We start from the raw sequence: 21315 nt of genomic DNA, 5'->3' as shown, positions 1-21315 counted from the left end.
GCTTGCCAGCGATGAGGCCGGATCAGCCCCTGAAGGGCTGAGAGTCTGCCAACGTTTTCAATGCCAATTTACGCTCCACAACCGGCAACCCGCCCAGCCTCTCGACCTCCGCATAAAACTTCAGCCAATCCCCTCCAACCTGGCTGAACAACGCCGCAAACGCCGGCACCCATTGGTCATATAGCCCGAAGGGCAGCAGCCGCGCATTGTTCAGCGGCGTATTCACCCAGGCGTCATAACGCTTGTCCCCGGCCCACTGGCTGTCACGCATCACCCGGTATTCCCGGCGAAACTGCTCGAACTCGGCCGCTTTGCGCTCGCGCATCTGCTCGACGGGCAGCGGCTGTGCATACAACGTCTCCAGCCGCGAGCGCGTAGCAAGTACCAACGCGATGAACTGATCACGCTGCTTGAGTCGGGAGTTGGTATCCGCCGGCAATCCGCGAAACGCCCGCCATTGCCGAGTACCTTCCTGCTCGACAAACGTGGCAAACGACTCGTTGAACTCGGTGTCGTCCTTCACATAGAACTGCTGATGCGCCAGTTCATGGAAGATCAGCGTGGCCAGGCGTTCGTCGCCCCAGCCCATCATCGAATTGAGGATCGGGTCGTTGAACCAGCCCAGCGTCGAATAGGCCTCGACACCGCCAATTGAAACGTCCATGCCCTGCAAGCGCTGGATCGCAGCTTCACCCCGCGCGGCGCTCTGGCTGTAATAACCGCGATAGGCCACGCACCCGGCAATCGGGAAGCAGTGGTTTTGCGGGGTCAGGGAAAACTCTGTGGTGGCGAACACATTCCACACCACGAAAGGCCGGCCAATGTCGGCGTACAGGCGATAACTCTGGTTGTCCGGCAGATGCAGGTGTTCGCTGGCAAAAGACCGGGCCTGCTGCGACTGGGCCAGGTGCGCGCGTAATTTCGCATCGCGGCTTGGGTCGGCAATCACGTTGGCGACCGGTTCGCGGGCCTGCAGCAATTGCCACTGACCGCTGGCCAGCTGGCTGTAATAGCTGACGCTTGCACAACCGTTGAGCAACAAAAGCATCACACCCGGAAACAAAATCCGAAAAACGCGATCAAGTAACCGATGGCTTGGAAGCGGCCTGATCAAAATAAGAAACCCTCTGGAAAGTCTGCCCGCAAGACTATCCCGCCCATTGGAGCTTCGCTATGCGCATGTTGATGCTGACAGGAGGCCTGCTGACGCTGGCCGGTTGTGCCGGATTCGGAATGCCCGATCCTGACCCTTCGCAAGCCTGGATCGATCTCGATGCCCGGCAGCAGGACACGGCGCTACAGGCGCTGCAAGTCGATAGCAAGGCCGCCGTCGACAAACGTTATTTCGAGGTACAGCCCGGCAGTCATGAACTGAAGGTGCGTTATCAATTCCCGGTCGAGGCGACCAATATCGGCCCGGACGCCGAGCCGCTTTGGCGTGATTGCCAGTTGAGGGTGAAATTCAAGGACTTCAACGCCGGCCAGCGTTATCAGTTGCAGGCCGGCAGTATCGGTTTCCGCCCGTGGGCGAAACTCTATGACGAGCAGCGTAAAGTCGTCGGGCAGGGTACGCCGGCGGGCTGTCAGAAAACCTGATCGGCGCTATGCTGGCGCTCTCATCCAAAGGACATTGATCATGCGCAGGTTAACGCTGTTGCTTGCAGCAAGTGTGGTTGCCGGCTGCCAGAGCCCGATGCCGGTGGTCGATCCCACCATGGCCTGGGTCGACTTTGCCATGCCCACCCCCGGCGGCAAGGTGTTGATGGCCGATCGAGTGGACAAGCAAAGGATGACCGACGGGCGATATTTTCAGGTCACGCCGGGGAGTCACGAGCTGAGGGTGCGTTTTGATTTCGAAGTGTTTGGCGGCGGTCAGGGCATGGACACCGATCCGCAGGAGCGGCTGTGTTACATGACCGTGCGTTACGATGATTTCGAGGCCGGGCAACGTTATCGGCTGGAGGCACGTTCGCTGGCCTTCACGCCAAGCGCCCGGTTGATCAATCGCCAGGGGCAGATCGTTGCCAAGGAACGGCAGGTCAACTGTGTACCCTGAGCGCCTTCAGTCGTTGTTCTTCTGATAGACGATTGCTTTGGTGCCGTTTTCACATGAGCCTACGACCATGGCGATGTCGTGCTTTTTGGCCTCTTCCTTGCTGACGATTTCCAGCGTGTAGGACGGCACGGCTTTAGCCTGAATCTTGATTTCGATCTCTTTGCGGAGTTCTTCGCAGTCTTTAGGTGCGGCAAAAGCGGAGGTGGCCAGTGCACTGCAGAGAATCGCCAAGCCAATACGTTTCATGAATGAAGCTCCTTGAGGCAGCGCGCACGGGCGTGCGCTGAAGCTGCTATCACGTATACGACCACATTTTTGAAACGCGAGTTCTGACTTCGCTCACAAACTTTGATTAGCTTTTGCCCCGCTGTGATGATTTCCAGATCGTCTTCGCGAGCAGGCTCGCTCCTACAGAGTTTTGTGGCGTTCACATAACGCTGTGGGAGCGAGCCTGCTCGCGAAGGCGTCGGCACTGCCAACGCCAGAATCAGCCTTGGAACATCAGCTGACCAGCGAAGCCTCAAGGGTAATCTTCGCATTCAACACCTTGGACACCGGGCATCCTTCTTTGGCTTTGTTGCTGAGCTCTTCAAACTGCTCTTGGGTCGCGCCCGGAATTTTCGCCTTGAGAATCAGCTTCACCGCAGAGATCGCGAAACCGCCCTCAACCTGATCGAGCGTGACTTCAGCCTGGGTGTCGATGCTGTCGGCCTTGAGGCCGGCATCGCCGAGAATCATCGAAAACGCCATGGAGAAACAGCCGGCATGCGCCGCGCCGATCAGTTCTTCCGGGTTGGTGCCTTTACCGCCCTCGAAGCGCGCCTTGAAGCCGTAGGGTGCTTCTCTGAGGACGCCGGTTTCGGTGGAAATCGAGCCGATGCCGGTTTTCAGATCACCTTCCCAATGTGCGGATGCTTTCTTCACGATAGCCATGTCTGCCTCCTCAAGATCTGGCGCGGGACGCCGCGCCTTCGTGGTTTTTGCTTGCAAGGCTTCTGAGGATAGACGTCGGGACAAAGTTCAGCCTATCTGAATCGTTGACTTTTTTAGTAGGATTTTTCGTCCTGCTATTGAAACTCGGGTATATGCCCTCATTGCATAGAACACGCTTATGGATTCGGCAGGTTTTCGTTTGCGAGAAGAACCTGCCTCCTCACTCGGAGACGCAGGTTTATGAAGCAATTGTCCGACGTAAAATTTTCCACCCTCGATCTGGTGCCCGTGCGCGAGAACGGCAGCCCGGCGCAGTCGCTGCGCAATTCGCTGGACCTGGCGCAGCACGCCGAGAAATTCGGTTACACGCGGTTCTGGGTGGCTGAACACCACAACATGGACGGCATCGCCAGTTCCGCCACCTCGGTGCTGCTCGGTTATCTGGCGGGCGGTACCTCGACCATCCGCGTCGGCTCTGGCGGGGTAATGCTGCCTAACCATGCGCCGCTGGTGATCGCCGAACAGTTCGGCACGCTGGAAAGCCTGTATCCGGGTCGTATCGACCTCGGTTTGGGCCGGGCGCCGGGTTCCGATCAAATGACTGCCCGCGCACTTCGCCGTGAGCGTTCCGGCAGTGCTGACGACTTCCCGGAAGACGTTGCCGAGCTGGCGCGTTATCTCGGCCCGCGCACCCCGGATCAACGGGTGATCGCCATGCCCGGCACCGGCACCAATGTGCCGATCTGGCTGCTCGGTTCTAGCCTGTTCAGTGCGCAACTGGCCGGCGAGCGCGGTTTGCCCTACGCCTTCGCCTCGCATTTCGCCCCGCGCTTCATGCACGAGGCCATCCGCGTCTACCGCAATCACTTCAAGCCGTCGGCGGTGCTCGACAAGCCTTACGTGATGCTCGGCGTGCCGCTGGTGGCGGCGGACACTGATGAGCAAGCCGATTACCTGGCGACTTCGGTGTACCAGCGAATCCTCGCGTTGATGCGTGGGCAAAGCCTGGTGCAGCGCCCACCGGTGAAAACCATGGATGGCCTGTGGCTGCCCCATGAGCGTGAAGCGGTGGGAGATTTCCTGGGTTTGGCGATGGTCGGCAGCCCGGCGAAAATCCGCGCGAAACTGGAGGTGCTGATTGAGCAAACCCAGGCTGATGAGCTGATCTTTACCTCTGACTTGTATGAACATGCCGATCGCGTGCGTTCTTACGAGTTGCTGGCGCAGGTGATGAAGGGCTAACTGAATCTCGCCCCGCTCAAAACGTGTAGGAGCTGCGGCACGCTGCGATCTTTTAATCTGGATCTTGAGAACAGGATCAAAAGATCGCAGCGTGCCGCAGCTCCTACATTGAAAAATGGTTGCCCACAAAAAAGCCGACGCATTCGCGTCGGCTTTTGCATTTCAGGCGCAATCAACCGCGTTTGTAGACGATTTCCTTGGCGCCGCCTTCACAGCTGCCAACGACCTTGCCGTCAGCTGCCGCTCCCTTGTCGACGATCTCCAGCGAATACCCGGAAACGCCCTTGGCATCCAGTTTCGCCGCAATCTCTGACTTCAGATCCTCACAAGGCTTGCCGGCTGCAAATGCACCACCCGCAAGGCTCAACAAACCTACTGCCAACATGAACTTCTTCATCGGTCGCACTCCCTGGTCGGATTAAAAGAGGCAGGCAGCGGGTTATTCACCCGACGTGCCCACCTTGTAGCGCTTTGCCATTCCTATGGCACTCGGCCAGCGCGCAAGTTCAGAAGCGTAGACCAAACTCAGCTACTGGCGATGCGGAACCCGACTTTCAGTGTCACCTGAAAGTGCGCAGCTTTACCGTCCTTGATGTGGCCGCGCGTCTCGGTCACTTCAAACCACTCCAGATGCTTGATGCTTTTGTTGGCTTCTGCCAACGCATTGTTGATGGCGTCTTCGATGCTGGTTGGGGACGAGCCGACCAGCTCGACTTTTTTGTACGTGTGGTGGTCAGTCATGGTGATCTCCTTGGGATGTGGAATTGAGACTAGCAGTGAATTTGCACTGTTGATTTCGGCGGCTTTGCGCAAGCGAAGTTCAGAATTTCTGCACTTTCTCAATCCGCTGAAGTCCCAATCAACACACGCCACTCATCACCAATGCAGGAGAGCCACCATGGCCAACACCTCTTTACGTAAAGCCTCATTGCAAAGCATGGAAGCGGAGATCGAGAGTCTGCTCAAGTCGTTGGAAGGCCTGAAAGACGACGCTTCGGACGAGTCGCGCAAGACTCTCAAGGCGCTGAAAAGCAATGCCGAAAGCGCGCTGAAACATTCGCGTCACCTGCTCAGCGATGCCTACGAAGAAGTCAAAGTGAAAACCCGCGAGACCGGGATCGCCACCCGCGATTACGCGCAGGAACATCCATGGACCACCGCCGGTGTGGCGGTGGGTGCTTTGGGTCTGCTGGCCGCTTACTTGCTGTTCAAGCGCGGCGAGTGATCCGGCTGGCGCAGCTCTTGTTTGAGCCACTGCGCCAGTTGCCGGGCGCGCCCATCCGCGGCGCGCTTGGGTAGCCACAACGCCAGTTGCGCCGGGGTTTCACAGAAGCCCCACGGCGCAACTAGGCGACCGGCCTTCAAATCTTCGGTGACCAGCGGCTCCGGCGCGATAGCCACCCCAAGGCCCGCCACTGCGGCTTCCAGCAAATAATATAAATGCTCAAAACCTTGCCCGAGCTTCAACGTCTTGGCGTCGAGGTGATTTTGCTGTGCCCAGCTCGGCCAGGCTTGCGGCCGCGATGTCGTGTGCAGCAAGGGTTCGTCGAGCAGCGCTGAGGCGGGCGCCGTTTGCAGGCGTTGATAACCGTTGAACAGCGGGCTCATGACGGGGCCGATGCGTTCTGCAGCCAGCTCATAAACTTGCATGTCTGCGGGCCAGGGTGGTTCTGCGAACAGCAGTAACGCGTCCAGTCCCGGTCGCCTCGGGTCGAGATCACCTTCACCCGCCGATAAATGCAGGCGCAAATCCGGCAGATCGGCATTCAGCCTTCCCAATCGCGGGATGAACCAGCGTGCCAGCAAGCTTCCCGAGCAGCCGAGCACGAACGGCGCATCGGCCGTACGTTGCGTCAGCTCGGCACAAACACTGCGCAAGCGATCAAACGCCTCACCGCTGGCATCGCGTAAACGCACACCGGCATCTGTGAGTTTCAAGCCGCGCCCATCCTTGACGAACAGGCTGACGCCAAGGTGTTCTTCGAGCACCTTGAGCTGGCGGCTGACCGCGCCATGGGTCACGTGCAGTTGTTCGGCGGCCTGGCTAACGCTGTTCAGCCTGGCAGTGGCTTCGAAGGCGCGCAAAGCGTTGAGCGGGGGAAGGTCGTGGCTCATGGTATCTGTGAGTTTTCCTGACAGGTTGCGGCGATCTTATCGGTTTTCAGCATAGAAGGTCAGGGGTAGAGTGGGCGTCATTGTCTTCTCACGTCATTCCCGATTCTGCTGGAGCAAAACATGACCCAGACTTCGAACACTTCCGATCTGCGTAATGGCCCTGACGCCAACGGCCTGTTTGGCTCGTTCGGTGGCCGCTACGTGGCTGAAACCCTGATGCCGTTGATCCTCGAGCTGGCCCGCGAATACGAGACAGCCAAGGAAGATCCTGCCTTTAAAGAAGAATTGGCCTACTTCCAGCGCGACTACGTCGGACGTCCGAGCCCGCTGTATTACGCCGAGCGTCTGACCGAGTTCTGCGGCGGCGCCAAGATCTACCTCAAGCGCGAAGAGCTGAACCACACAGGCGCGCACAAGATCAATAACTGCATCGGCCAGATTCTGCTGGCGCGGCGCATGGGCAAAAAACGCATCATCGCCGAGACGGGCGCCGGCATGCACGGCGTGGCGACTGCTACCGTGGCCGCGCGTTTCGGTCTGGATTGCGTGATCTACATGGGCACCACCGACATCGAACGCCAACAGGCCAACGTGTTTCGCATGAAGTTGCTGGGCGCCGAAGTGATCCCGGTAGTGGCCGGCACTGGCACCCTGAAAGATGCGATGAACGAAGCGCTGCGTGACTGGGTGACCAATGTCGACAGCACCTTCTACCTGATCGGCACCGTGGCTGGCCCGCACCCGTATCCAGCGATGGTTCGCGACTTCCAGGCCGTGATCGGCAAGGAAACCCGTGACCAACTGCAAGCGCAGGAAGGTCGTCTGCCGGACAGCCTGGTGGCATGCATCGGCGGCGGCTCCAACGCCATGGGCCTGTTCCACCCGTTCCTTGATGACAAAAGCGTTGAGATTATCGGTGTTGAGGCGGCCGGCTACGGCATTGAAACCGGCAAGCACGCGGCCAGCCTGAATGGCGGCGTACCGGGTGTGTTGCACGGCAACCGTACTTTCCTGTTGCAGGACGACGACGGCCAGATCATCGACGCTCACTCGATTTCCGCCGGCCTCGATTACCCGGGTATCGGCCCGGAACACGCCTGGTTGCATGACATCGGCCGCGTCCAGTACACCTCGGTGACCGACGACGAAGCCCTCGACGCATTCCACAAATGCTGCCGCCTGGAAGGGATTATTCCTGCCCTGGAAAGCGCCCACGCGCTGGCCGAAGTATTCAAACGCGCACCGACCCTGCCCAAGGATCACCTGATGGTGATCAACCTTTCGGGCCGTGGCGACAAAGACATGCAGACCGTTATGCACCATATGGAACAGTCCAAGCAGGAGAAACACTGATGAGCCGCCTGCAAACCCGTTTTGCCGAACTCAAACAACAAAATCGCGCCGCGCTGGTGACCTTCGTCACCGCCGGTGATCCGGATTACGACACTTCGCTGGCGATCCTCAAAGGCTTGCCGAAAGCCGGCGCCGACGTGATCGAGTTGGGCATGCCGTTCACCGATCCGATGGCTGACGGCCCGGCGATTCAACTGGCGAACATCCGCGCATTGGGCGCCAAGCAGAATCTGCTGAAAACCCTGCAAATGGTTCGCGAGTTTCGCGAAGACAACAGCGACACACCGCTGGTGCTGATGGGCTACTACAACCCGATCCACAAGTTTGGTGTCGAGCGTTTCATTGCGGAGGCCAAAGAGGCTGGCGTCGACGGCCTGATCGTTGTCGACATGCCGCCGGAGCACAACGACGAACTGTGCGACCCGGCGCAGGCTGCCGGCCTGGATTTCATCCGTCTGACTACGCCGACCACCGACGACGCGCGACTGCCGAAGGTTCTCAACGGCAGTTCCGGTTTTGTGTACTACGTGTCGGTTGCCGGTGTCACCGGTGCCGGCGCGGCGACGCTGGAGCACGTCGAAGAGGCGGTCACTCGCCTGCGCCGCCACACCGATCTGCCAATCAGCATTGGTTTCGGTATCCGCACACCAGAGCAGGCCGCCGCGATTGCGCGTCTGGCTGACGGGGTTGTGGTGGGCTCGGCGTTGATCGATCACATCGCCAATGCCCAGACTCCGCATCAGGCCATCGACGGCGTATTGAGTCTGTGCTCGGCACTGGCAGAGGGCGTGCGGAAGGCTCGCGCCAGCTAAAGGTAGAGTTCCTGATTCAGAGGAATGAGTGCTTGGGCACCGGGGGTTCTGGATTAATCGTTAGTCAGTCAAAAGATCGCAGCCCGTGGCAGCGCCTACATGTGACCTTTGTAGGAATTGCCACAGGCTGCGATCTTTTGCCTTTACGGCAGCTCCAGCCCGCCGGACGCCTTGTGCAGTTTGCGCAAATGCTCGCCGATCTGTTTCACGTTGGCCTCGCTGGCGGCAATTTCGGCGGCGCGCTTGGGTTCCAGCAACTTACGCACTTCCTTGTCCAGATCGCCGCTGAGTAACAGCAGCTTCTTCTGCCGCTGGCTGCTTTCCGCTTCCAGTCGGCTGAACTCGCTGGGTTGCGGCAAACCGTAGCCTTTCGAATCCAGCAGTTCTGCCGGACGACTGAGGAACCCACTGTTGGCGAGGATTTCCTGCAAGGTCGCATTGGCCTTGTCCATTCCGCCATTCTCCAGTTCCCGCGCACCGAGGTAACGTTGTTTGACCTCGTCCTGCGCGAGCAACAACTGGCGCCGGAAACTCGCCTGCTCCAGCAGCAACAGCGCGGCGCTGGTGCGCAGGTCGGCGCGATCGAACCATTCGCGGCGTTCTTCGGCCGACAACGAAAGCCACTCCTCGACGGTGTTCTGTTTGATTGGCAACTGCTTCTTCAGCACGTCGAACATCGCCTGATAGCGATCGCGGAACGAGTCGAAGCGATAGCCCAGACGCAGCGCTTCTTTCGGATCATCCAGCACGCTCGTATCGGCCAGGCCACGGCCCTTGAGCACTTCCAGCAGACCGTTGGGCATGATGCTGTCGAGGCCGGTGAGTTGTGCGTTGTTGCTGCCGCTGCGCAACAGTTTCAAGCCTTCCACTGCGCAGTTATTGGACAGGAAGAAATAGTTGCCGTCATAGCTCCAATGCATCTCGGCGGCATGTTCGACCACGCCTTCGATCTCGCTGCGCGACAGATTCAGCGGTACTGAGGCGAGGCTGCGCAGTTCGGTCTTGGTGTACTCGTCGATCACCTGCGCCAACGGCAGAACGAACAGCCGGGACGGGTATTTGCCGACCAGTCCGTCCCAACTCGACAGCTGCACATCACCGACGAAAGCGCGGTAGGACAGCACCAGATGTTGATCCAGATCGAGCCGGCAATCCGGGCCACGCGGGCGACCCGGTGCACAGATCACCAGACGCAACATGCTGTGACCCCAGCGGCTGACCCAGTTCTGATTGGCCTCGGCCAGTAAGTAATCGACGGCGTAGACACGCTCCGGATCGACTTGCCCCAATGGTTGCTTGGCGAAGTCGTTGCCGGCGTTCAGAAACGCGAAGGTTTTGGCGCAGGAATTCGGGGCCGGTGGCGCCCAGCCGAAGTGATCCTTGTAGTAGCGATACAACGCGGGGCGGCGGCACGCGTAGCTCGGGTCGAGCAGGAAGTACTCCATGTTGACCGCGACGAACTCCTTGGGGCTGGAGATTTCGTACAGGTCGGGGCTGCGGGCAATCTGTCGGTTGTGTTGCTCGCGCTCGCCGCGACGGCCGACGTATTGCGGCCACCCGGCGAGGTCGAGCAATCGCGGGTCATCACTAAGGGTGAAGCGGCGCCCGTTCTGGCCACGGCACTCATCGGGAATGCCGATCAGCCCGGCACTGTTGAAGCGCCGGGTGCAGCGCTGGATCAGCGTGCGTTCGGCGTTTGGCCAGAGGCGTGCGCGGTCATAAATGTGGGTGATTTCGTGCAGCACCGTGGCGAGCAGTTCCTGGCGCACAGTGCCGTGGGGGCGATTGGTCTTCTCTTTGGCCGCGCTGCCGTCGGTGAGACCGGCGAGCAATTTGCGGTTCAGATCGAGTTCGGCGACCAGGGTTGCCTGGCCATAGGCATTACCGGGCATGTCATCGGTCCAGCCGACATCGATGCGCCGATCCAGCCGCTCGATAAAGCTCGGCGGCAAGGCCTGCATGGCTTCATCGATCAGCGCCTGGCTGGCCTGTTGCTGGGCGGGGCTCAGACCGTCGGTCTTGAGCCGCAATTGCAGGCCGGCGTGGGCGCTGTTGCCAAGTAGCAACAACGCCCCGGCCAATAGCCAGGCGCCAAGTGACTTCACAGTGCGAGGATGGCTTCGGCGAGAACCTGATCACTGGCGTCGCGAGCTTCCGGCACGCGTGTGCGCAAGGTGTTGAGAGCGGCTTCCAGATGCGCGCCACGGATATCACCGTTGCTGGCGACAAAGCTGGCAGCGTCGTCGTGGGCTTCGCGGATGATTTTCGAGTCGCGAATCGACGTGGTGGTATCGGACGTGAAATCGATGGTGCGCTGGGAGGCACGAACGATGATGTTACTGGTGGCTACCAGGGTGTGCGCCTGGGCCAGGTCGGCCAACAAAAACAGGCCAAGGGCGGCAGCAATCAGCGGGCTACGCATGGAACGACTCCGAAGGGCAAAGTTAACAAGGGACTGGGTTAACTATTGGACGAGAATTGCCTCTGCCAGTTCAAGGTCGCTGGCATGAAGTTTCGGCCGAGTTTTACGCAGGTAGTGCAGTGCGGATTCCAGTCGAGCGCCGCGCAATTCACCGTCACTGGCAACAAATACCGCCGCATCATCGTGAGCGACGAGCAGCAGTTTACGGTCGAACGGCGCGGAAGACACCATGCCGGTCGCCCAGACGCTCACCACGGTGTTTTGCGTGGAGACGTCGAAGGCGTTGGCCGAGGTCGTCCAGCAAGCAGTTAACAATACGCAAGGGATCAGGAGTTTTTGAATAAAAGGCATGGGACTCGGCAACTGTTGGCGAGCCGTAAGGCTAGCGCAACGCCCGGGCTAGAGCCAGCGCCGAAATATCGGGACACGACCGGCGTGCCCCGCCATGCCGCGACTGCTTAGATAGTCAGAATGGCTTGAGCCAGCTGAGCGTCGGTGGCTTGCAGTTGTGGCGCCTGATGACGGATGTGATCCAGCGCGCTTTCCAGTTTCACGCCTCGGATGTCGCCTTGGCTGGCGACGAAGCTGGCGGCGTCGTCACGGGCAGCGAGCACGATCTTGTCGTCACGGAAGGAAGAGGTGACGTCGGAAGTAGCGTCGGAGGAGGCTTTCAGGGCGCCGACAATCGAGTCAGTGGTCACGATGAAGCTGGTAGCGCTGGCGTTGGCAGCCACGGCCAACAGGGCTGCGGCGCTGAGCATGCGAAGACGGGTCATAGGGTAACTCCTGTGGATAAACCGTATAGAGAGGTGGCTCGGTATCTGAGGAGTCAGACGCCATCGGCACAGCATTCGCCACGTACTGAATGGATATTAGGCTGCTCTGTGCAATTCGCCCAGTGGTCAGAATGCTGGCTACTGCGGAATACTTTTAACTGTACTTGCGTATATTAGTAAATCTAAAACTGTATTGGTTTTAATCTCGAGGCGTCTATTCTGCGGTTTTGAAGCATCCAGAACGACAAAACCCGTCGTGGTTTCCCACGACGGGTTTTGTTTTATTCAATTCGGGTTGCTGGCGGTGGGTCTAACGACCAGAGCCAGCGACGCTACTTAGCGCCAGAACGGCTTGCTCAGCTCTTCGTAGCGTTGTGCTTCGCTGATACCGGCGTCAGCCAGCAGACGCGAATCCAGACGGGCCAATTGGTGGCGGCTGGAGATGCGGCGCTGCCACAACATCAGGTTGGCGAGAACGCGCAGAGGCATGGAAGCCTGGGTTTTTGCAGCTTTGTCTTCGAAGAACAGTTCGGAACTGAGTGTACGTTCCATGGTTGACATCCTTCCGCTTGTGGCGGGATCAGGTAGTGGTTTGACTGGTGCCCATGATCCTCTCGTTTGCCTAGTCTCACTAGATACAGTTCAACTGTATTGTGAGTGACCAGTTAACTGTTTATTGATGGTGTACGGGTCGAAATTGGGCAAACTGTACCTGTCCGCACTTAAGTGGTGCGTTTTTGCTGGTTTCGGAAGAAAGTGTGGGTATTTGCCGTAGGAAAAGACCGGTACAGCAGTACAGTTTTTGACGGTATCGAGGATTTCTGAATACCGTCGACGCAAACTGTGTTTGCGCCGACGGAACATCTGTGCGAATTACACCGTCAGCATCCGCCCGGTTTCTTCCAGATTGATGTGCCAGCTCAACGCTTCACGCAGGATGTGTGGGGTGTGACCACCGATTGCGCAGGCGGCGGTGAAGTAGTCATCCAGCGCCTGGCGAAAGTCCGGGTGCACACAATTGTCGATGATCACCCGGGCCCGTTCGCGAGGCGCCAGGCCTCGCAGATCCGCCAGGCCTACTTCGGTTACCAGAATGTCGACATCATGTTCGGTATGGTCAACGTGGCTGACCATCGGCACAACGCTGGAAATCGCGCCGCCCTTGGCGATCGATTTCGTCACGAACACCGCCAGATGCGCGTTACGCGCGAAATCGCCTGAGCCGCCGATGCCGTTCATCATCCGCGTGCCGCAGACGTGGGTAGAGTTGACGTTGCCGTAGATGTCGAACTCCAGCGCCGTGTTGATGCCGATGATCCCCAGGCGCCGCACGACTTCCGGGTGGTTGGAAATTTCCTGCGGACGCAGCACCAGTTTGTCCTTGTACTTCTCCAGGTTGCCGAACACGTCGGTGTTGCGCCGCTCCGACAGCGTGATCGAGCTGCCCGAAGCGAAGCTCAGCTTGCCGGCATCGATCAGGTCGAACGTCGAGTCCTGCAGCACTTCGGAGTACATGGTCAGGTCTTCAAACGGCGAGTCGATCAGGCCGCACATCACCGCGTTGGCGATGTTGCCAATCCCGGCCTGCAGCGGGCCGAGCTTGTTGGTCATGCGCCCGGCGTCGACTTCCTGCTTGAAGAAAGTGATCAGGTGATCGGCGATGGCGTTGGTGTCGACATCCGGCGACGACACCGTGGACGGTGAGTCCGGCTGCTGGGTGATGACGATGGCGACGATCTTCTCCGGTGGAATCGGGATCGCGGTGCTGCCGATGCGGTCGTCGACCTTCACCAGCGGAATCGGCGTACGCGTCGGACGATACGTCGGGATATAGATGTCGTGCAGACCTTCGAGGTTGGCGTTATGCGCCAGATTGATCTCGACGACCACCTGTTTGGCGAAAATCGCGAAGCTCGCCGAGTTGCCCACCGAAGTGGTCGGCACAATATGGCCCTGCTCGGTGATGGCCACGGCTTCGATGACGGCGATGTCCGGGAGCTTCAGTTGCTGGTTGCGCAGTTGCTCGACGGTTTCCGACAGATGCTGGTCAATGAACATCACTTGCCCGGCGTTGATCGCCTTGCGCAAGGTGCTGTCGACCTGGAACGGCATGCGCCGCGACAGCACGCCGGCTTCGGCCAGTTGCTTGTCGAGGTCGTTGCCCAGACTGGCGCCCGTCATCAGGCTGATCTTCAGCGGCGTGACCTTGGCCCGCTCGGCCAGTGCATGAGGGACGGCCTTGGCTTCGCCGGCGCGGGTGAAGCCGCTCATGCCGACGGTCATGCCGTCCTCAATCAGAGCAGCAGCGTCGGCGGCGCTCATCACTTTGTCCAACAACGAAGGCAGGCGAATACGGTCACGGTACATGTATTTTTATCTCGGGCAGCGAGTAGCAGGATGCGCAGTCTAGTGAATTTGGCTGGTGCCTGTCCCGCTACCAAGGTCGCAAAAGAGGCGTCTATTGCGCGGGTTTCAAGTAAAACATCGTTACCGGATCTGCAACAACGCGGCATATTGTCCGACTGTTTGCGCAAACAAAAACGCCCCGACAAGTCGGGGCGTTTGGTGCAGCAGGCGAAAGTTACTCGACGGCTTTAACCATGTCTTCGATGACTTTCTTCGCGTCACCGAACACCATCATGGTCTTGTCCAGGTAGAACAGTTCGTTGTCCAGACCGGCATAGCCGCTGGCCATCGAGCGCTTGTTGACGATGATGGTCTTGGCCTTGAACGCTTCGAGAATCGGCATACCGGCAATCGGCGATTTCGGATCGTTCTTGGCGGCCGGGTTGACCACGTCGTTCGCGCCGAGCACCAGCACCACATCGGCCTGACCGAACTCGGAGTTGATGTCTTCCATCTCGAACACCTGGTCGTACGGCACTTCGGCTTCGGCCAGCAGTACGTTCATGTGTCCAGGCATCCGCCCAGCCACTGGGTGGATCGCGTACTTCACGGTCACGCCACGGTGGGTCAGCTTCTCGGTCAACTCTTTCAATGCATGCTGCGCACGGGCTACCGCCAGGCCGTAGCCTGGAACGATGATCACGGTGTCGGCGTTGGTCAGCAGGAACGTCGCGTCGTCAGCCGAACCGGATTTCACCGGACGTGCTTCCTTCGCACCGGCTGGGCCTGCATCAACCGTATTGCCGAAACCACCGAGCAATACGTTGAAGAAGGAACGGTTCATCGCCTTGCACATGATGTACGAGAGGATCGCACCGCTCGAACCCACGAGGGAGCCGGCAATGATCAGCATCGAGTTATTCAGCGAGAAACCGATACCCGCTGCCGCCCAGCCCGAATAGCTGTTGAGCATCGACACCACCACCGGCATGTCTGCGCCGCCGATCGGGATGATGATCAGCACGCCCATCACGAACGCCAGCGCCAGCATCAGCGCAAATGCGGTGAGGTTGCCGGTGAACATAAAGGTCAAACCGAGTGCCAGTGTCGCCAGGCCCAGCACCGCGTTCAGCTTGTGCTGACCGCTGAACTGTACCGGTGCGCCCTGAAACAGGCGGAACTTGTACTTACCCGAAAGCTTGCCGAAGGCGATCACCGAACCGGAGAAGGTGATGGCACCAATCGCCGCGCCGAGGAACAGCTCCAGACGGTTACCCGCCGGGATCGCGTCGCCCAGTTGCTTGACGATGCCCAGCGACTGCGGCTCAACCACGGCAGCAATGGCGATGAACACCGCTGCCAGGCCGATCATGCTGTGCATGAAGGCGACCAGTTCCGGCATTTTGGTCATTTCAACACGCTTGGCCATGATCGAACCGGCGGTACCGCCGACCAGCAGGCCGACGATCACATAACCGATACCAGCAGTGGCCAGCTCAGCGCCGAGCTTATAGATGAGGCCTACAGTAGTGATGATCGCCAGACCCATGCCGAGCATGCCGAACAGATTGCCGCGGCGTGACGTGGTTGGGTGCGACAAGCCTTTGAGGGCCTGGATGAAACAGATCGACGCGATCAGATAAAGCGTCGTGACGAGATTCATGCTCATTACTTCGGCGCCTCTTCTTTTACTTTCGGGGCTTTCTTCTTGAACATCTCAAGCATGCGGCGGGTGACCAGGAAGCCACCGAACACATTGACTGCGGCCAGCGCCACGGCGAGGGTGCCCATGGTCTTGCCCAGCGGGGTGACCGTCAGGGCAGCGGCCAGCATCGCGCCGACGATCACGATCGCCGAGATGGCGTTAGTCACGGCCATCAGCGGCGTGTGCAGCGCAGGTGTTACGTTCCAGACCACGTGATAACCGACATAAATCGCCAGCACGAAGATGATCAGGTTGTAGATACCGGGGGAGATAAGCTCTTCCATCGTCTGAATCCCTGCTTAGGCGTTTTTGCGGATGACTTGGCCGTCGCGGCACATCAGGCACGCGGCGACGATGTCGTCTTCGAGGTTGACGTCGAACTGGCCTTCTTTAGTGAAGACCAGCTTCAGGAAGTCCAGCAGGTTGCGTGCATACAGCGCCGAAGCGTCTGCGGCGACTTCACCGGCCAGATTGGTCGGACCGGCGATAGTTACGCCGTTCTCGATCACGACCTGATCGGCTACGGTCAACGGGCAGTTACCGCCCTGCGCAGCCGCGAGGTCAATGACCACCGAGCCCGGTTTCATTTGCGCCACGGTGTCCGCACTCAACAGCGTCGGTGCCTTGCGGCCCGGGATCAGCGCAGTAGTGATGACGATGTCAGCCTGCTTGGCGCGTTCATGCACGGCCTGGGCCTGACGCTGCATCCAGCTCGCCGGCATCGGCCGCGCGTAACCGCCGACACCGACGGCGCATTCGCGCTCTTCATCGGTCTCATAAGGCACGTCGACGAACTTGGCGCCGAGGGATTCGATCTGTTCCTTCACCGCCGGACGCACGTCGGACGCTTCGATAACCGCACCCAGACGTTTCGCCGTAGCAATCGCCTGCAACCCGGCCACGCCTGCGCCGAGAATCAGCACGCGCGCCGCTTTCACAGTGCCCGCAGCAGTCATCAGCATCGGCATGAAGCGCGGATAGTAGTGAGCGGCCAGCAACACGGCCTTATAGCCGGCGATGTTCGCCTGGGACGACAACACATCGAGACTCTGCGCCCGCGAGGTGCGCGGCGCTGCTTCCAGGGCGAACGCGGTAATCCCGCACTCGGCCATTTTGGCGATGGTGTCGTTGTTGAACGGGTTAAGCATGCCAACCAGCACTGCACCGCGCTTGATCAGCGTCAGTTCGGCATCGCTTGGGGCGACCACTTTGAGAATCAACTCGGCGCCAAACGCATCGTTGGCACTGCCAATAGTTGCGCCTGCCGCTTCATAAGCACTGTCGACAACGCTGGCTTTAACGCCGGCGCCGGTTTGAACAGTGACCTTATGACCTTGGCTGATCAGCTTTTTAATGGTTTCCGGGGTTGCAGCAACCCGTGTTTCACCGGTCTGGGTTTCGAGAGGAACACCAATGTGCACGTCAAATCTCCTGCGTGATCTTATTGAGTAAACCCAGGCACTTCGGATGGTGCGACTGGGGCGGCCGATCAGCACGATCCCGCTAAATCAGGGCGGGGCGCGGCATTTTGCAGGCGAACTTTATGCCCTTCAAGGGATTATGACGAGTGACGGAAAATTAACTACAAGTCATGCCGTGACCGAATGTCGCACATGACCGGTTGAATCCCTTGCAGGCCGTGCCTTACAAGGATTCTGGACGAATTCGAAGATTTATCTCATCGGTGACGTGAATGGAGCGTAATGAGTCGCGAATGAAGGCTCAAAGCCACGCCCGCAGGCGCTTGTGGGACGTCTGTACGACTTTCGGATACAGTCATTGAAAATGCGACAAATACTTATATCTGTAGTACTTTATTTTTTCTGACTACGAGGTCAGTTAACGCTGTAAGCCGCTACCCTTCTAGGCTATAGCTCTGCGCCTGGTTCACTAGCCAGTCGCGAAATGCCTTCAGGGACGCCGATTCGACCTTTCTCTCGGGAATCATCAGGTAATACGCCTTGATGCTGGACAGTGCCTGGGGGTTGGCAATCACCAGCCGCTTCTCGGCCAACTCGCGCTGAATCAGGAACGGCGGGATCAGCGCAATGCCCATGTCGTGCATGGCTGCCTGCGCCAGCATGGAGAATAGTTCATAGCGCGGCCCTGTCATGTCGCGAGGGATATTCAGATGTTGCGAGTTGAACCACTGGCGCCAGGCATACGGGCGGGTGGTCTGCTGCAAGAGCGGCAGCTCGGCAACCTCTTGCGCTGTCAGCTTTGCCTTGCTGCCGAGTAGGGCGGGGCTGCACACGGGCATCGGATTTTCGCCCATCAGTCTGTGGGACTCGGTACCGGACCAATCGGCATCGCCGAAGTAGATGGCGGCATCGAAGTCGGTATCGGCGAACAGGAATGGCCGCGTGCGGTTAGTCAGGTTGACGGTGACTTCCGGATGCTTGAGCTGGAAATCTTTCAAGCGTGGCAACAGCCATTGCGTGCCGAAGGTCGGCACCACCGCCAGTTCGATCACATTGGCGCCTTGCTGGCCCATCACCGACAGCGTATCGCGCTCGACCGCATCGAGTTGAGTCGCCACCCGACGGCTGTAGGAAAGCCCTGCTTCGGTCAGCTTTACCCCGCGCCGCGAGCGTCGGAACAGTTCCACGCTGAGGAACTCCTCAAGGCTGGCGATCTGTCGGCAAATGGCGCCTTGGGTGATGGAAAGCTCTTCAGCGGCCTTGGTAAAACTCTCGTGACGAGCGGCAGCCTCAAAACTGATCAGAGCGGTTGTGCTGGGGATCTTCCTGCGCATGTACTTCGACCTCACTAATACGTCGGTTAAAAGGCTATCGGCGTCGTTTCGGAGTGAGAAATTAGCACAACAGAATGCGAAAACCTCGTTTGCCGCGACCGCGAACCGCGCCTAGGATCAATGCCACGTTAATTCACCGATTTACGAGGGCACACTCATGGGCGGTAAAGCTAGCTTCAACTGGATCGATCCCCTGCTGCTGGATCAACAGCTCACCGAAGAAGAGCGCATGATCCGCGACACTGCCGAGCAGTTCGCTCAGCAGAAGCTCGCGCCGCGTGTGCTCGAAGCTTTCCGCCATGAGAAGACCGATCCGGCAATCTTCCGCGAGATGGGTGAAGTCGGCCTGTTGGGCGCGACCATTCCTGAGCAGTACGGTGGCAGTGGCCTCAACTATGTCAGCTACGGCCTGATTGCCCGTGAAGTGGAGCGTGTCGATTCCGGCTATCGCTCGATGATGAGCGTACAGTCCTCGCTGGTAATGGTGCCGATCAACGAATTCGGCACCGAGGCGCAGAAACAGAAATACCTGCCGAAACTGGCTTCCGGCGAATGGATCGGCTGCTTCGGTCTGACCGAGCCTAACCACGGTTCCGACCCTGGCGCGATGATTACTCGTGCACGCAAAGTCGACGGCGGCTACAGCCTGACTGGCGCGAAGATGTGGATTACCAACAGCCCGATCGCCGATGTGTTCGTGGTTTGGGCCAAGGACGATGCCGGCGACATCCGTGGCTTCGTGCTGGAGAAAGGCTGGAAAGGCCTGAGCGCTCCGGCGATTCACGGCAAAGTAGGTCTGCGCGCATCGATCACCGGTGAGATCGTCATGGACAACGTATTCGTGCCGGAAGAAAACATCTTCCCTGACGTGCGTGGTCTGAAAGGTCCGTTCACCTGCCTCAACTCCGCACGCTACGGCATCTCTTGGGGTGCGCTGGGCGCAGCCGAGTTCTGCTGGCACACCGCACGCCAATACACGCTGGACCGTATGCAGTTCGGCCGTCCTTTGGCCGCTACCCAGCTGATCCAGAAAAAACTGGCGGACATGCAGACCGAGATCACGCTGGCCCTGCAAGGTTGCCTGCGTTTGGGGCGCATGAAGGATGAAGGCACGGCTGCGGTCGAAATCACTTCGATCATGAAGCGCAACTCGTGCGGCAAGTCGCTGGATATCGCCCGCATGGCTCGCGACATGCTGGGCGGCAACGGTATCTCCGACGAGTTCGGCGTGGCCCGCCACTTGGTCAACCTGGAGGTGGTGAATACCTATGAAGGTACGCACGACGTCCACGCGCTGATCCTCGGTCGCGCGCAAACCGGTCTGCAGGCGTTCTATTAATAGGAGAGCGACCATGGGCGCGCTGTCGCATCTGCGGGTACTGGATTTATCGCGAGTGTTGGCCGGGCCGTGGGCCGGGCAGATCCTTGCCGACCTTGGCGCCGAAGTGATCAAGGTCGAGCGCCCGGGCAATGGTGACGACACTCGCGCCTGGGGGCCACCCTTCCTTAAAGACGCTTATGGTGAGAACACGTCGGAGGCGGCTTACTACCTGTCGGCTAACCGCAACAAGCAATCGGTGACCATCGACTTCACGCGTCCCGAGGGTCAAAAGCTTGTTCGCGAGCTCGCTGCCAAGTCGGACATCCTCATTGAGAACTTCAAGGTGGGTGGCCTGGCGGCTTATGGGTTGGACTATGAGTCGCTGAAGGCAATCAATCCGGATCTGATCTACTGCTCGATCACTGGCTTCGGTCAGACCGGGCCTTATGCCAAGCGTGCCGGTTACGACTTCATGATCCAGGGGCTGGGTGGGCTGATGAGTCTGACCGGTCGACCAGAAGGAGATGAAGGTGCCGGGCCGGTGAAGGTTGGTGTGGCGCTGACGGATATCCTGACCGGGCTGTATTCGACCGTGGCGATACTGGCGGCGCTGGCTCATCGTGATCACGACGGTGGTGGTCAGCACATTGATATGGCATTGCTGGATGTGCAGGTAGCCTGCCTGGCTAACCAAGCGATGAACTACCTGACCACGGGCAATGCACCCAAGCGCCTGGGCAATGCGCATCCGAACATCGTGCCTTATCAGGACTTTCCTACGGCAGATGGCGATTTCATTCTTACCGTGGGCAATGACGGGCAGTTCCGCAAGTTTGCTGAAGTGGCGGGTCAGCCACAGTGGGCTGATGATCCGCGCTTCACTACTAATAAGCTGCGGGTGGCGAATCGTGCGGTGCTGATTCCTCTGATTCGCCAGGCGACAGTCTTCAAGACCACGGCTGAGTGGGTAGCTCAGTTGGAGATGGCGGGCGTGCCGTGTGGCCCGATCAATGATCTGTCGCAGGTGTTTGAGGATCCGCAGGTGAAGGCTCGCGGGTTGGCAATAGAGTTGCCCCATGCGTTGGCGGGGATGGTGCCTCAGGTGGCGAGCCCTATTCGAATGTCGCAAACCCCTGTCGAGTATCGCCTTGCGCCTCCTTTGTTGGGTGAGCATACCTTGGAGGTTTTGCAGAGAGTCCTGGGTTTGGGCGCGGGAGCGGTGGCTGTGCTGAAAGAGGATGGAGTGCTTTAAGAAGCCTTCTATATAGAAGGCTTGGCATTTTCCTCTATATATAGAGGGTGATCTGATCGTTTCTTGATCAATCTGCAAGTAATTGAAAGAAAAGCGAAATTAGCGGTTGACGGCAGATTCCAGACGTCTATAATTCGCCCCACTTCCGGCGCAGTCGAAACGGAAAACTCCTTGAGATTCAATGAGTTAAGTAGGTTTCGAGAGTGGGTCGCTTCAGTTCATCGAAG

24 protein-coding genes are annotated in these 21315 nt (G+C 58.9%); 8 read left to right on the top strand and 16 right to left on the bottom strand.

Annotated features, from left to right (window positions below):
- Positions 1-22 precede the first annotated feature (22 nt).
- Positions 23-1114, bottom strand: coding sequence for an aminopeptidase (locus tag JJD74_RS27925; protein WP_115147875.1), 1092 nt, complete (start codon positions 1112-1114; stop codon positions 23-25).
- A gap of 59 nt (positions 1115-1173) precedes the next feature.
- On the opposite strand from JJD74_RS27925, the gene JJD74_RS27920 reads away from it, so the two are divergent.
- Together JJD74_RS27920 and JJD74_RS27915 are read left to right on the top strand one after the other, a co-directional pair.
- Positions 1174-1596, top strand: a complete 423-nt coding sequence (locus JJD74_RS27920; RefSeq protein ID WP_200617392.1) for a PA0061/PA0062 family lipoprotein — start codon at positions 1174-1176, stop codon at positions 1594-1596.
- Between the two features lie 40 nt (positions 1597-1636).
- Positions 1637-2056 carry a PA0061/PA0062 family lipoprotein gene (locus tag JJD74_RS27915; RefSeq protein WP_200617390.1) on the top strand — a complete coding sequence of 140 codons (420 nt, stop codon included), beginning with the start codon at positions 1637-1639 and terminating at the stop codon, positions 2054-2056.
- A gap of 6 nt (positions 2057-2062) precedes the next feature.
- Here JJD74_RS27915 and JJD74_RS27910 read toward each other — a convergent pair whose 3' ends face one another.
- Entirely contained in the window at positions 2063-2302 is a 240-nt protein-coding gene (locus tag JJD74_RS27910) for a DUF1161 domain-containing protein (protein WP_200617388.1), read from the bottom strand.
- 255 nt (positions 2303-2557) lie between these two features.
- Entirely contained in the window at positions 2558-2989 is a 432-nt protein-coding gene (locus JJD74_RS27905) for an OsmC family protein (protein WP_042556994.1), read from the bottom strand.
- Between the two features lie 240 nt (positions 2990-3229).
- Here JJD74_RS27905 and JJD74_RS27900 point away from each other — a divergent pair, with 240 nt between their 5' ends.
- Positions 3230-4231 carry an LLM class flavin-dependent oxidoreductase gene (locus JJD74_RS27900; protein WP_042556995.1) on the top strand — a complete coding sequence of 334 codons (1002 nt, stop codon included), beginning with the start codon at positions 3230-3232 and terminating at the stop codon, positions 4229-4231.
- Between the two features lie 172 nt (positions 4232-4403).
- Here JJD74_RS27900 and JJD74_RS27895 read toward each other — a convergent pair whose 3' ends face one another.
- Together JJD74_RS27895 and JJD74_RS27890 are read right to left on the bottom strand one after the other, a co-directional pair.
- Positions 4404-4628, bottom strand: coding sequence for a DUF1161 domain-containing protein (locus tag JJD74_RS27895; protein WP_200617386.1), 225 nt, complete (start codon positions 4626-4628; stop codon positions 4404-4406).
- Between the two features lie 128 nt (positions 4629-4756).
- Positions 4757-4972, bottom strand: a complete 216-nt coding sequence (locus JJD74_RS27890; protein ID WP_042556997.1) for a dodecin — start codon at positions 4970-4972, stop codon at positions 4757-4759.
- 157 nt (positions 4973-5129) lie between these two features.
- Here JJD74_RS27890 and JJD74_RS27885 point away from each other — a divergent pair, with 157 nt between their 5' ends.
- Entirely contained in the window at positions 5130-5456 is a 327-nt protein-coding gene (locus JJD74_RS27885) for a DUF883 family protein (RefSeq protein ID WP_042556998.1), read from the top strand.
- Here the strand turns inward: JJD74_RS27885 and JJD74_RS27880 are convergent.
- Positions 5429-6346 (bottom strand): LysR family transcriptional regulator, encoded by a 918-nt coding sequence (locus tag JJD74_RS27880; RefSeq protein ID WP_200617385.1) that lies wholly within the window; start codon positions 6344-6346, stop codon positions 5429-5431. The genes JJD74_RS27885 and JJD74_RS27880 overlap by 28 nt on opposite strands.
- 120 nt (positions 6347-6466) lie before the next feature.
- On the opposite strand from JJD74_RS27880, the gene trpB reads away from it, so the two are divergent.
- A complete protein-coding gene (gene trpB / locus JJD74_RS27875; protein WP_042557000.1) occupies positions 6467-7699 on the top strand; it encodes a tryptophan synthase subunit beta in 1233 nt (410 codons plus the stop codon).
- Positions 7699-8511 (top strand): tryptophan synthase subunit alpha, encoded by an 813-nt coding sequence (trpA, locus tag JJD74_RS27870; RefSeq protein WP_200617384.1) that lies wholly within the window; start codon positions 7699-7701, stop codon positions 8509-8511. Before trpB ends, trpA begins: the two co-directional genes overlap by 1 nt.
- Positions 8512-8654: 143 nt before the next feature.
- Here the strand turns inward: trpA and JJD74_RS27865 are convergent, their stop codons facing one another.
- The 10 genes from JJD74_RS27865 to JJD74_RS27820 form a co-directional block, all read right to left on the bottom strand.
- Positions 8655-10616, bottom strand: coding sequence for a DUF7844 domain-containing protein (locus tag JJD74_RS27865; protein ID WP_200617383.1), 1962 nt, complete (start codon positions 10614-10616; stop codon positions 8655-8657).
- Positions 10613-10933, bottom strand: coding sequence for a DUF2388 domain-containing protein (locus JJD74_RS27860; protein WP_042557003.1), 321 nt, complete (start codon positions 10931-10933; stop codon positions 10613-10615). The genes JJD74_RS27865 and JJD74_RS27860 overlap by 4 nt, the downstream gene beginning before the upstream one ends.
- A gap of 42 nt (positions 10934-10975) precedes the next feature.
- Complete coding sequence (locus tag JJD74_RS27855; RefSeq protein WP_042557004.1) at positions 10976-11284, bottom strand: DUF2388 domain-containing protein; 309 nt, start codon at positions 11282-11284, stop codon at positions 10976-10978.
- Between the two features lie 107 nt (positions 11285-11391).
- On the bottom strand, positions 11392-11709 hold the full coding sequence (locus JJD74_RS27850; RefSeq protein WP_047299224.1) for a DUF2388 domain-containing protein: 318 nt from the start codon (positions 11707-11709) through the stop codon (positions 11392-11394).
- A gap of 336 nt (positions 11710-12045) precedes the next feature.
- A complete protein-coding gene (locus JJD74_RS27845) occupies positions 12046-12261 on the bottom strand; it encodes a DUF1127 domain-containing protein (RefSeq protein ID WP_009041553.1) in 216 nt (71 codons plus the stop codon).
- A gap of 321 nt (positions 12262-12582) precedes the next feature.
- Positions 12583-14076 (bottom strand): acetyl-CoA hydrolase/transferase family protein, encoded by a 1494-nt coding sequence (locus JJD74_RS27840; protein ID WP_200617382.1) that lies wholly within the window; start codon positions 14074-14076, stop codon positions 12583-12585.
- Between the two features lie 214 nt (positions 14077-14290).
- Positions 14291-15724, bottom strand: a complete 1434-nt coding sequence (locus JJD74_RS27835; RefSeq protein ID WP_047299226.1) for an NAD(P)(+) transhydrogenase (Re/Si-specific) subunit beta — start codon at positions 15722-15724, stop codon at positions 14291-14293.
- On the bottom strand, positions 15724-16044 hold the full coding sequence (locus tag JJD74_RS27830) for an NAD(P) transhydrogenase subunit alpha (RefSeq protein ID WP_003187417.1): 321 nt from the start codon (positions 16042-16044) through the stop codon (positions 15724-15726). The genes JJD74_RS27835 and JJD74_RS27830 overlap by 1 nt, the downstream gene beginning before the upstream one ends.
- Before the next feature lie 15 nt (positions 16045-16059).
- Positions 16060-17181: a Re/Si-specific NAD(P)(+) transhydrogenase subunit alpha gene (locus JJD74_RS27825; protein ID WP_042557008.1), complete on the bottom strand. Its 1122-nt coding sequence runs from the start codon at positions 17179-17181 to the stop codon at positions 16060-16062.
- A gap of 434 nt (positions 17182-17615) precedes the next feature.
- A complete protein-coding gene (locus tag JJD74_RS27820) occupies positions 17616-18515 on the bottom strand; it encodes a LysR family transcriptional regulator (RefSeq protein WP_115147868.1) in 900 nt (299 codons plus the stop codon).
- Between the two features lie 157 nt (positions 18516-18672).
- Between JJD74_RS27820 and JJD74_RS27815 the strand changes: the two genes are divergently transcribed.
- Both JJD74_RS27815 and JJD74_RS27810 read left to right on the top strand, forming a co-directional pair.
- Positions 18673-19854 carry an acyl-CoA dehydrogenase gene (locus tag JJD74_RS27815; RefSeq protein WP_042557010.1) on the top strand — a complete coding sequence of 394 codons (1182 nt, stop codon included), beginning with the start codon at positions 18673-18675 and terminating at the stop codon, positions 19852-19854.
- 13 nt (positions 19855-19867) lie between these two features.
- Positions 19868-21088: a CaiB/BaiF CoA transferase family protein gene (locus JJD74_RS27810; protein WP_047299228.1), complete on the top strand. Its 1221-nt coding sequence runs from the start codon at positions 19868-19870 to the stop codon at positions 21086-21088.
- Positions 21089-21315 lie beyond the last annotated feature (227 nt).

The organism is Pseudomonas sp. MF6776 (genome assembly GCF_016613125.1).
GTDB classification, from domain to species: domain Bacteria; phylum Pseudomonadota; class Gammaproteobacteria; order Pseudomonadales; family Pseudomonadaceae; genus Aquipseudomonas; species Aquipseudomonas iridis.
The sequence above is the reverse complement of the archived record's forward strand: the minus strand, read 5'-3'. Positions and strand labels throughout refer to the sequence as shown.

What these genes read in the sequence shown, in the direction of transcription:
- JJD74_RS27920 (WP_200617392.1), top strand. Translation starts at nt 1,174, where the DNA reads ATGCGCATGTTGATGCTGACAGGAGGCCTGCTGACGCTGGCCGGTTGT.
- JJD74_RS27915 (WP_200617390.1), top strand. Translation starts at nt 1,637, where the DNA reads ATGCGCAGGTTAACGCTGTTGCTTGCAGCAAGTGTGGTTGCCGGCTGC.
- JJD74_RS27910 (WP_200617388.1), bottom strand. Translation starts at nt 2,302, where the DNA reads ATGAAACGTATTGGCTTGGCGATTCTCTGCAGTGCACTGGCCACCTCC.
- JJD74_RS27905 (WP_042556994.1), bottom strand. Translation starts at nt 2,989, where the DNA reads ATGGCTATCGTGAAGAAAGCATCCGCACATTGGGAAGGTGATCTGAAA.
- JJD74_RS27900 (WP_042556995.1), top strand. Translation starts at nt 3,230, where the DNA reads ATGAAGCAATTGTCCGACGTAAAATTTTCCACCCTCGATCTGGTGCCC.
- JJD74_RS27895 (WP_200617386.1), bottom strand. Translation starts at nt 4,628, where the DNA reads ATGAAGAAGTTCATGTTGGCAGTAGGTTTGTTGAGCCTTGCGGGTGGT.
- JJD74_RS27890 (WP_042556997.1), bottom strand. Translation starts at nt 4,972, where the DNA reads ATGACTGACCACCACACGTACAAAAAAGTCGAGCTGGTCGGCTCGTCC.
- JJD74_RS27885 (WP_042556998.1), top strand. Translation starts at nt 5,130, where the DNA reads ATGGCCAACACCTCTTTACGTAAAGCCTCATTGCAAAGCATGGAAGCG.
- JJD74_RS27880 (WP_200617385.1), bottom strand. Translation starts at nt 6,346, where the DNA reads ATGAGCCACGACCTTCCCCCGCTCAACGCTTTGCGCGCCTTCGAAGCC.
- trpB (WP_042557000.1), top strand. Translation starts at nt 6,467, where the DNA reads ATGACCCAGACTTCGAACACTTCCGATCTGCGTAATGGCCCTGACGCC.
- trpA (WP_200617384.1), top strand. Translation starts at nt 7,699, where the DNA reads ATGAGCCGCCTGCAAACCCGTTTTGCCGAACTCAAACAACAAAATCGC.
- JJD74_RS27860 (WP_042557003.1), bottom strand. Translation starts at nt 10,933, where the DNA reads ATGCGTAGCCCGCTGATTGCTGCCGCCCTTGGCCTGTTTTTGTTGGCC.
- JJD74_RS27855 (WP_042557004.1), bottom strand. Translation starts at nt 11,284, where the DNA reads ATGCCTTTTATTCAAAAACTCCTGATCCCTTGCGTATTGTTAACTGCT.
- JJD74_RS27850 (WP_047299224.1), bottom strand. Translation starts at nt 11,709, where the DNA reads ATGACCCGTCTTCGCATGCTCAGCGCCGCAGCCCTGTTGGCCGTGGCT.
- JJD74_RS27845 (WP_009041553.1), bottom strand. Translation starts at nt 12,261, where the DNA reads ATGGAACGTACACTCAGTTCCGAACTGTTCTTCGAAGACAAAGCTGCA.
- JJD74_RS27840 (WP_200617382.1), bottom strand. Translation starts at nt 14,076, where the DNA reads ATGTACCGTGACCGTATTCGCCTGCCTTCGTTGTTGGACAAAGTGATG.
- JJD74_RS27835 (WP_047299226.1), bottom strand. Translation starts at nt 15,724, where the DNA reads ATGAGCATGAATCTCGTCACGACGCTTTATCTGATCGCGTCGATCTGT.
- JJD74_RS27830 (WP_003187417.1), bottom strand. Translation starts at nt 16,044, where the DNA reads ATGGAAGAGCTTATCTCCCCCGGTATCTACAACCTGATCATCTTCGTG.
- JJD74_RS27820 (WP_115147868.1), bottom strand. Translation starts at nt 18,515, where the DNA reads ATGCGCAGGAAGATCCCCAGCACAACCGCTCTGATCAGTTTTGAGGCT.
- JJD74_RS27815 (WP_042557010.1), top strand. Translation starts at nt 18,673, where the DNA reads ATGGGCGGTAAAGCTAGCTTCAACTGGATCGATCCCCTGCTGCTGGAT.
- JJD74_RS27810 (WP_047299228.1), top strand. Translation starts at nt 19,868, where the DNA reads ATGGGCGCGCTGTCGCATCTGCGGGTACTGGATTTATCGCGAGTGTTG.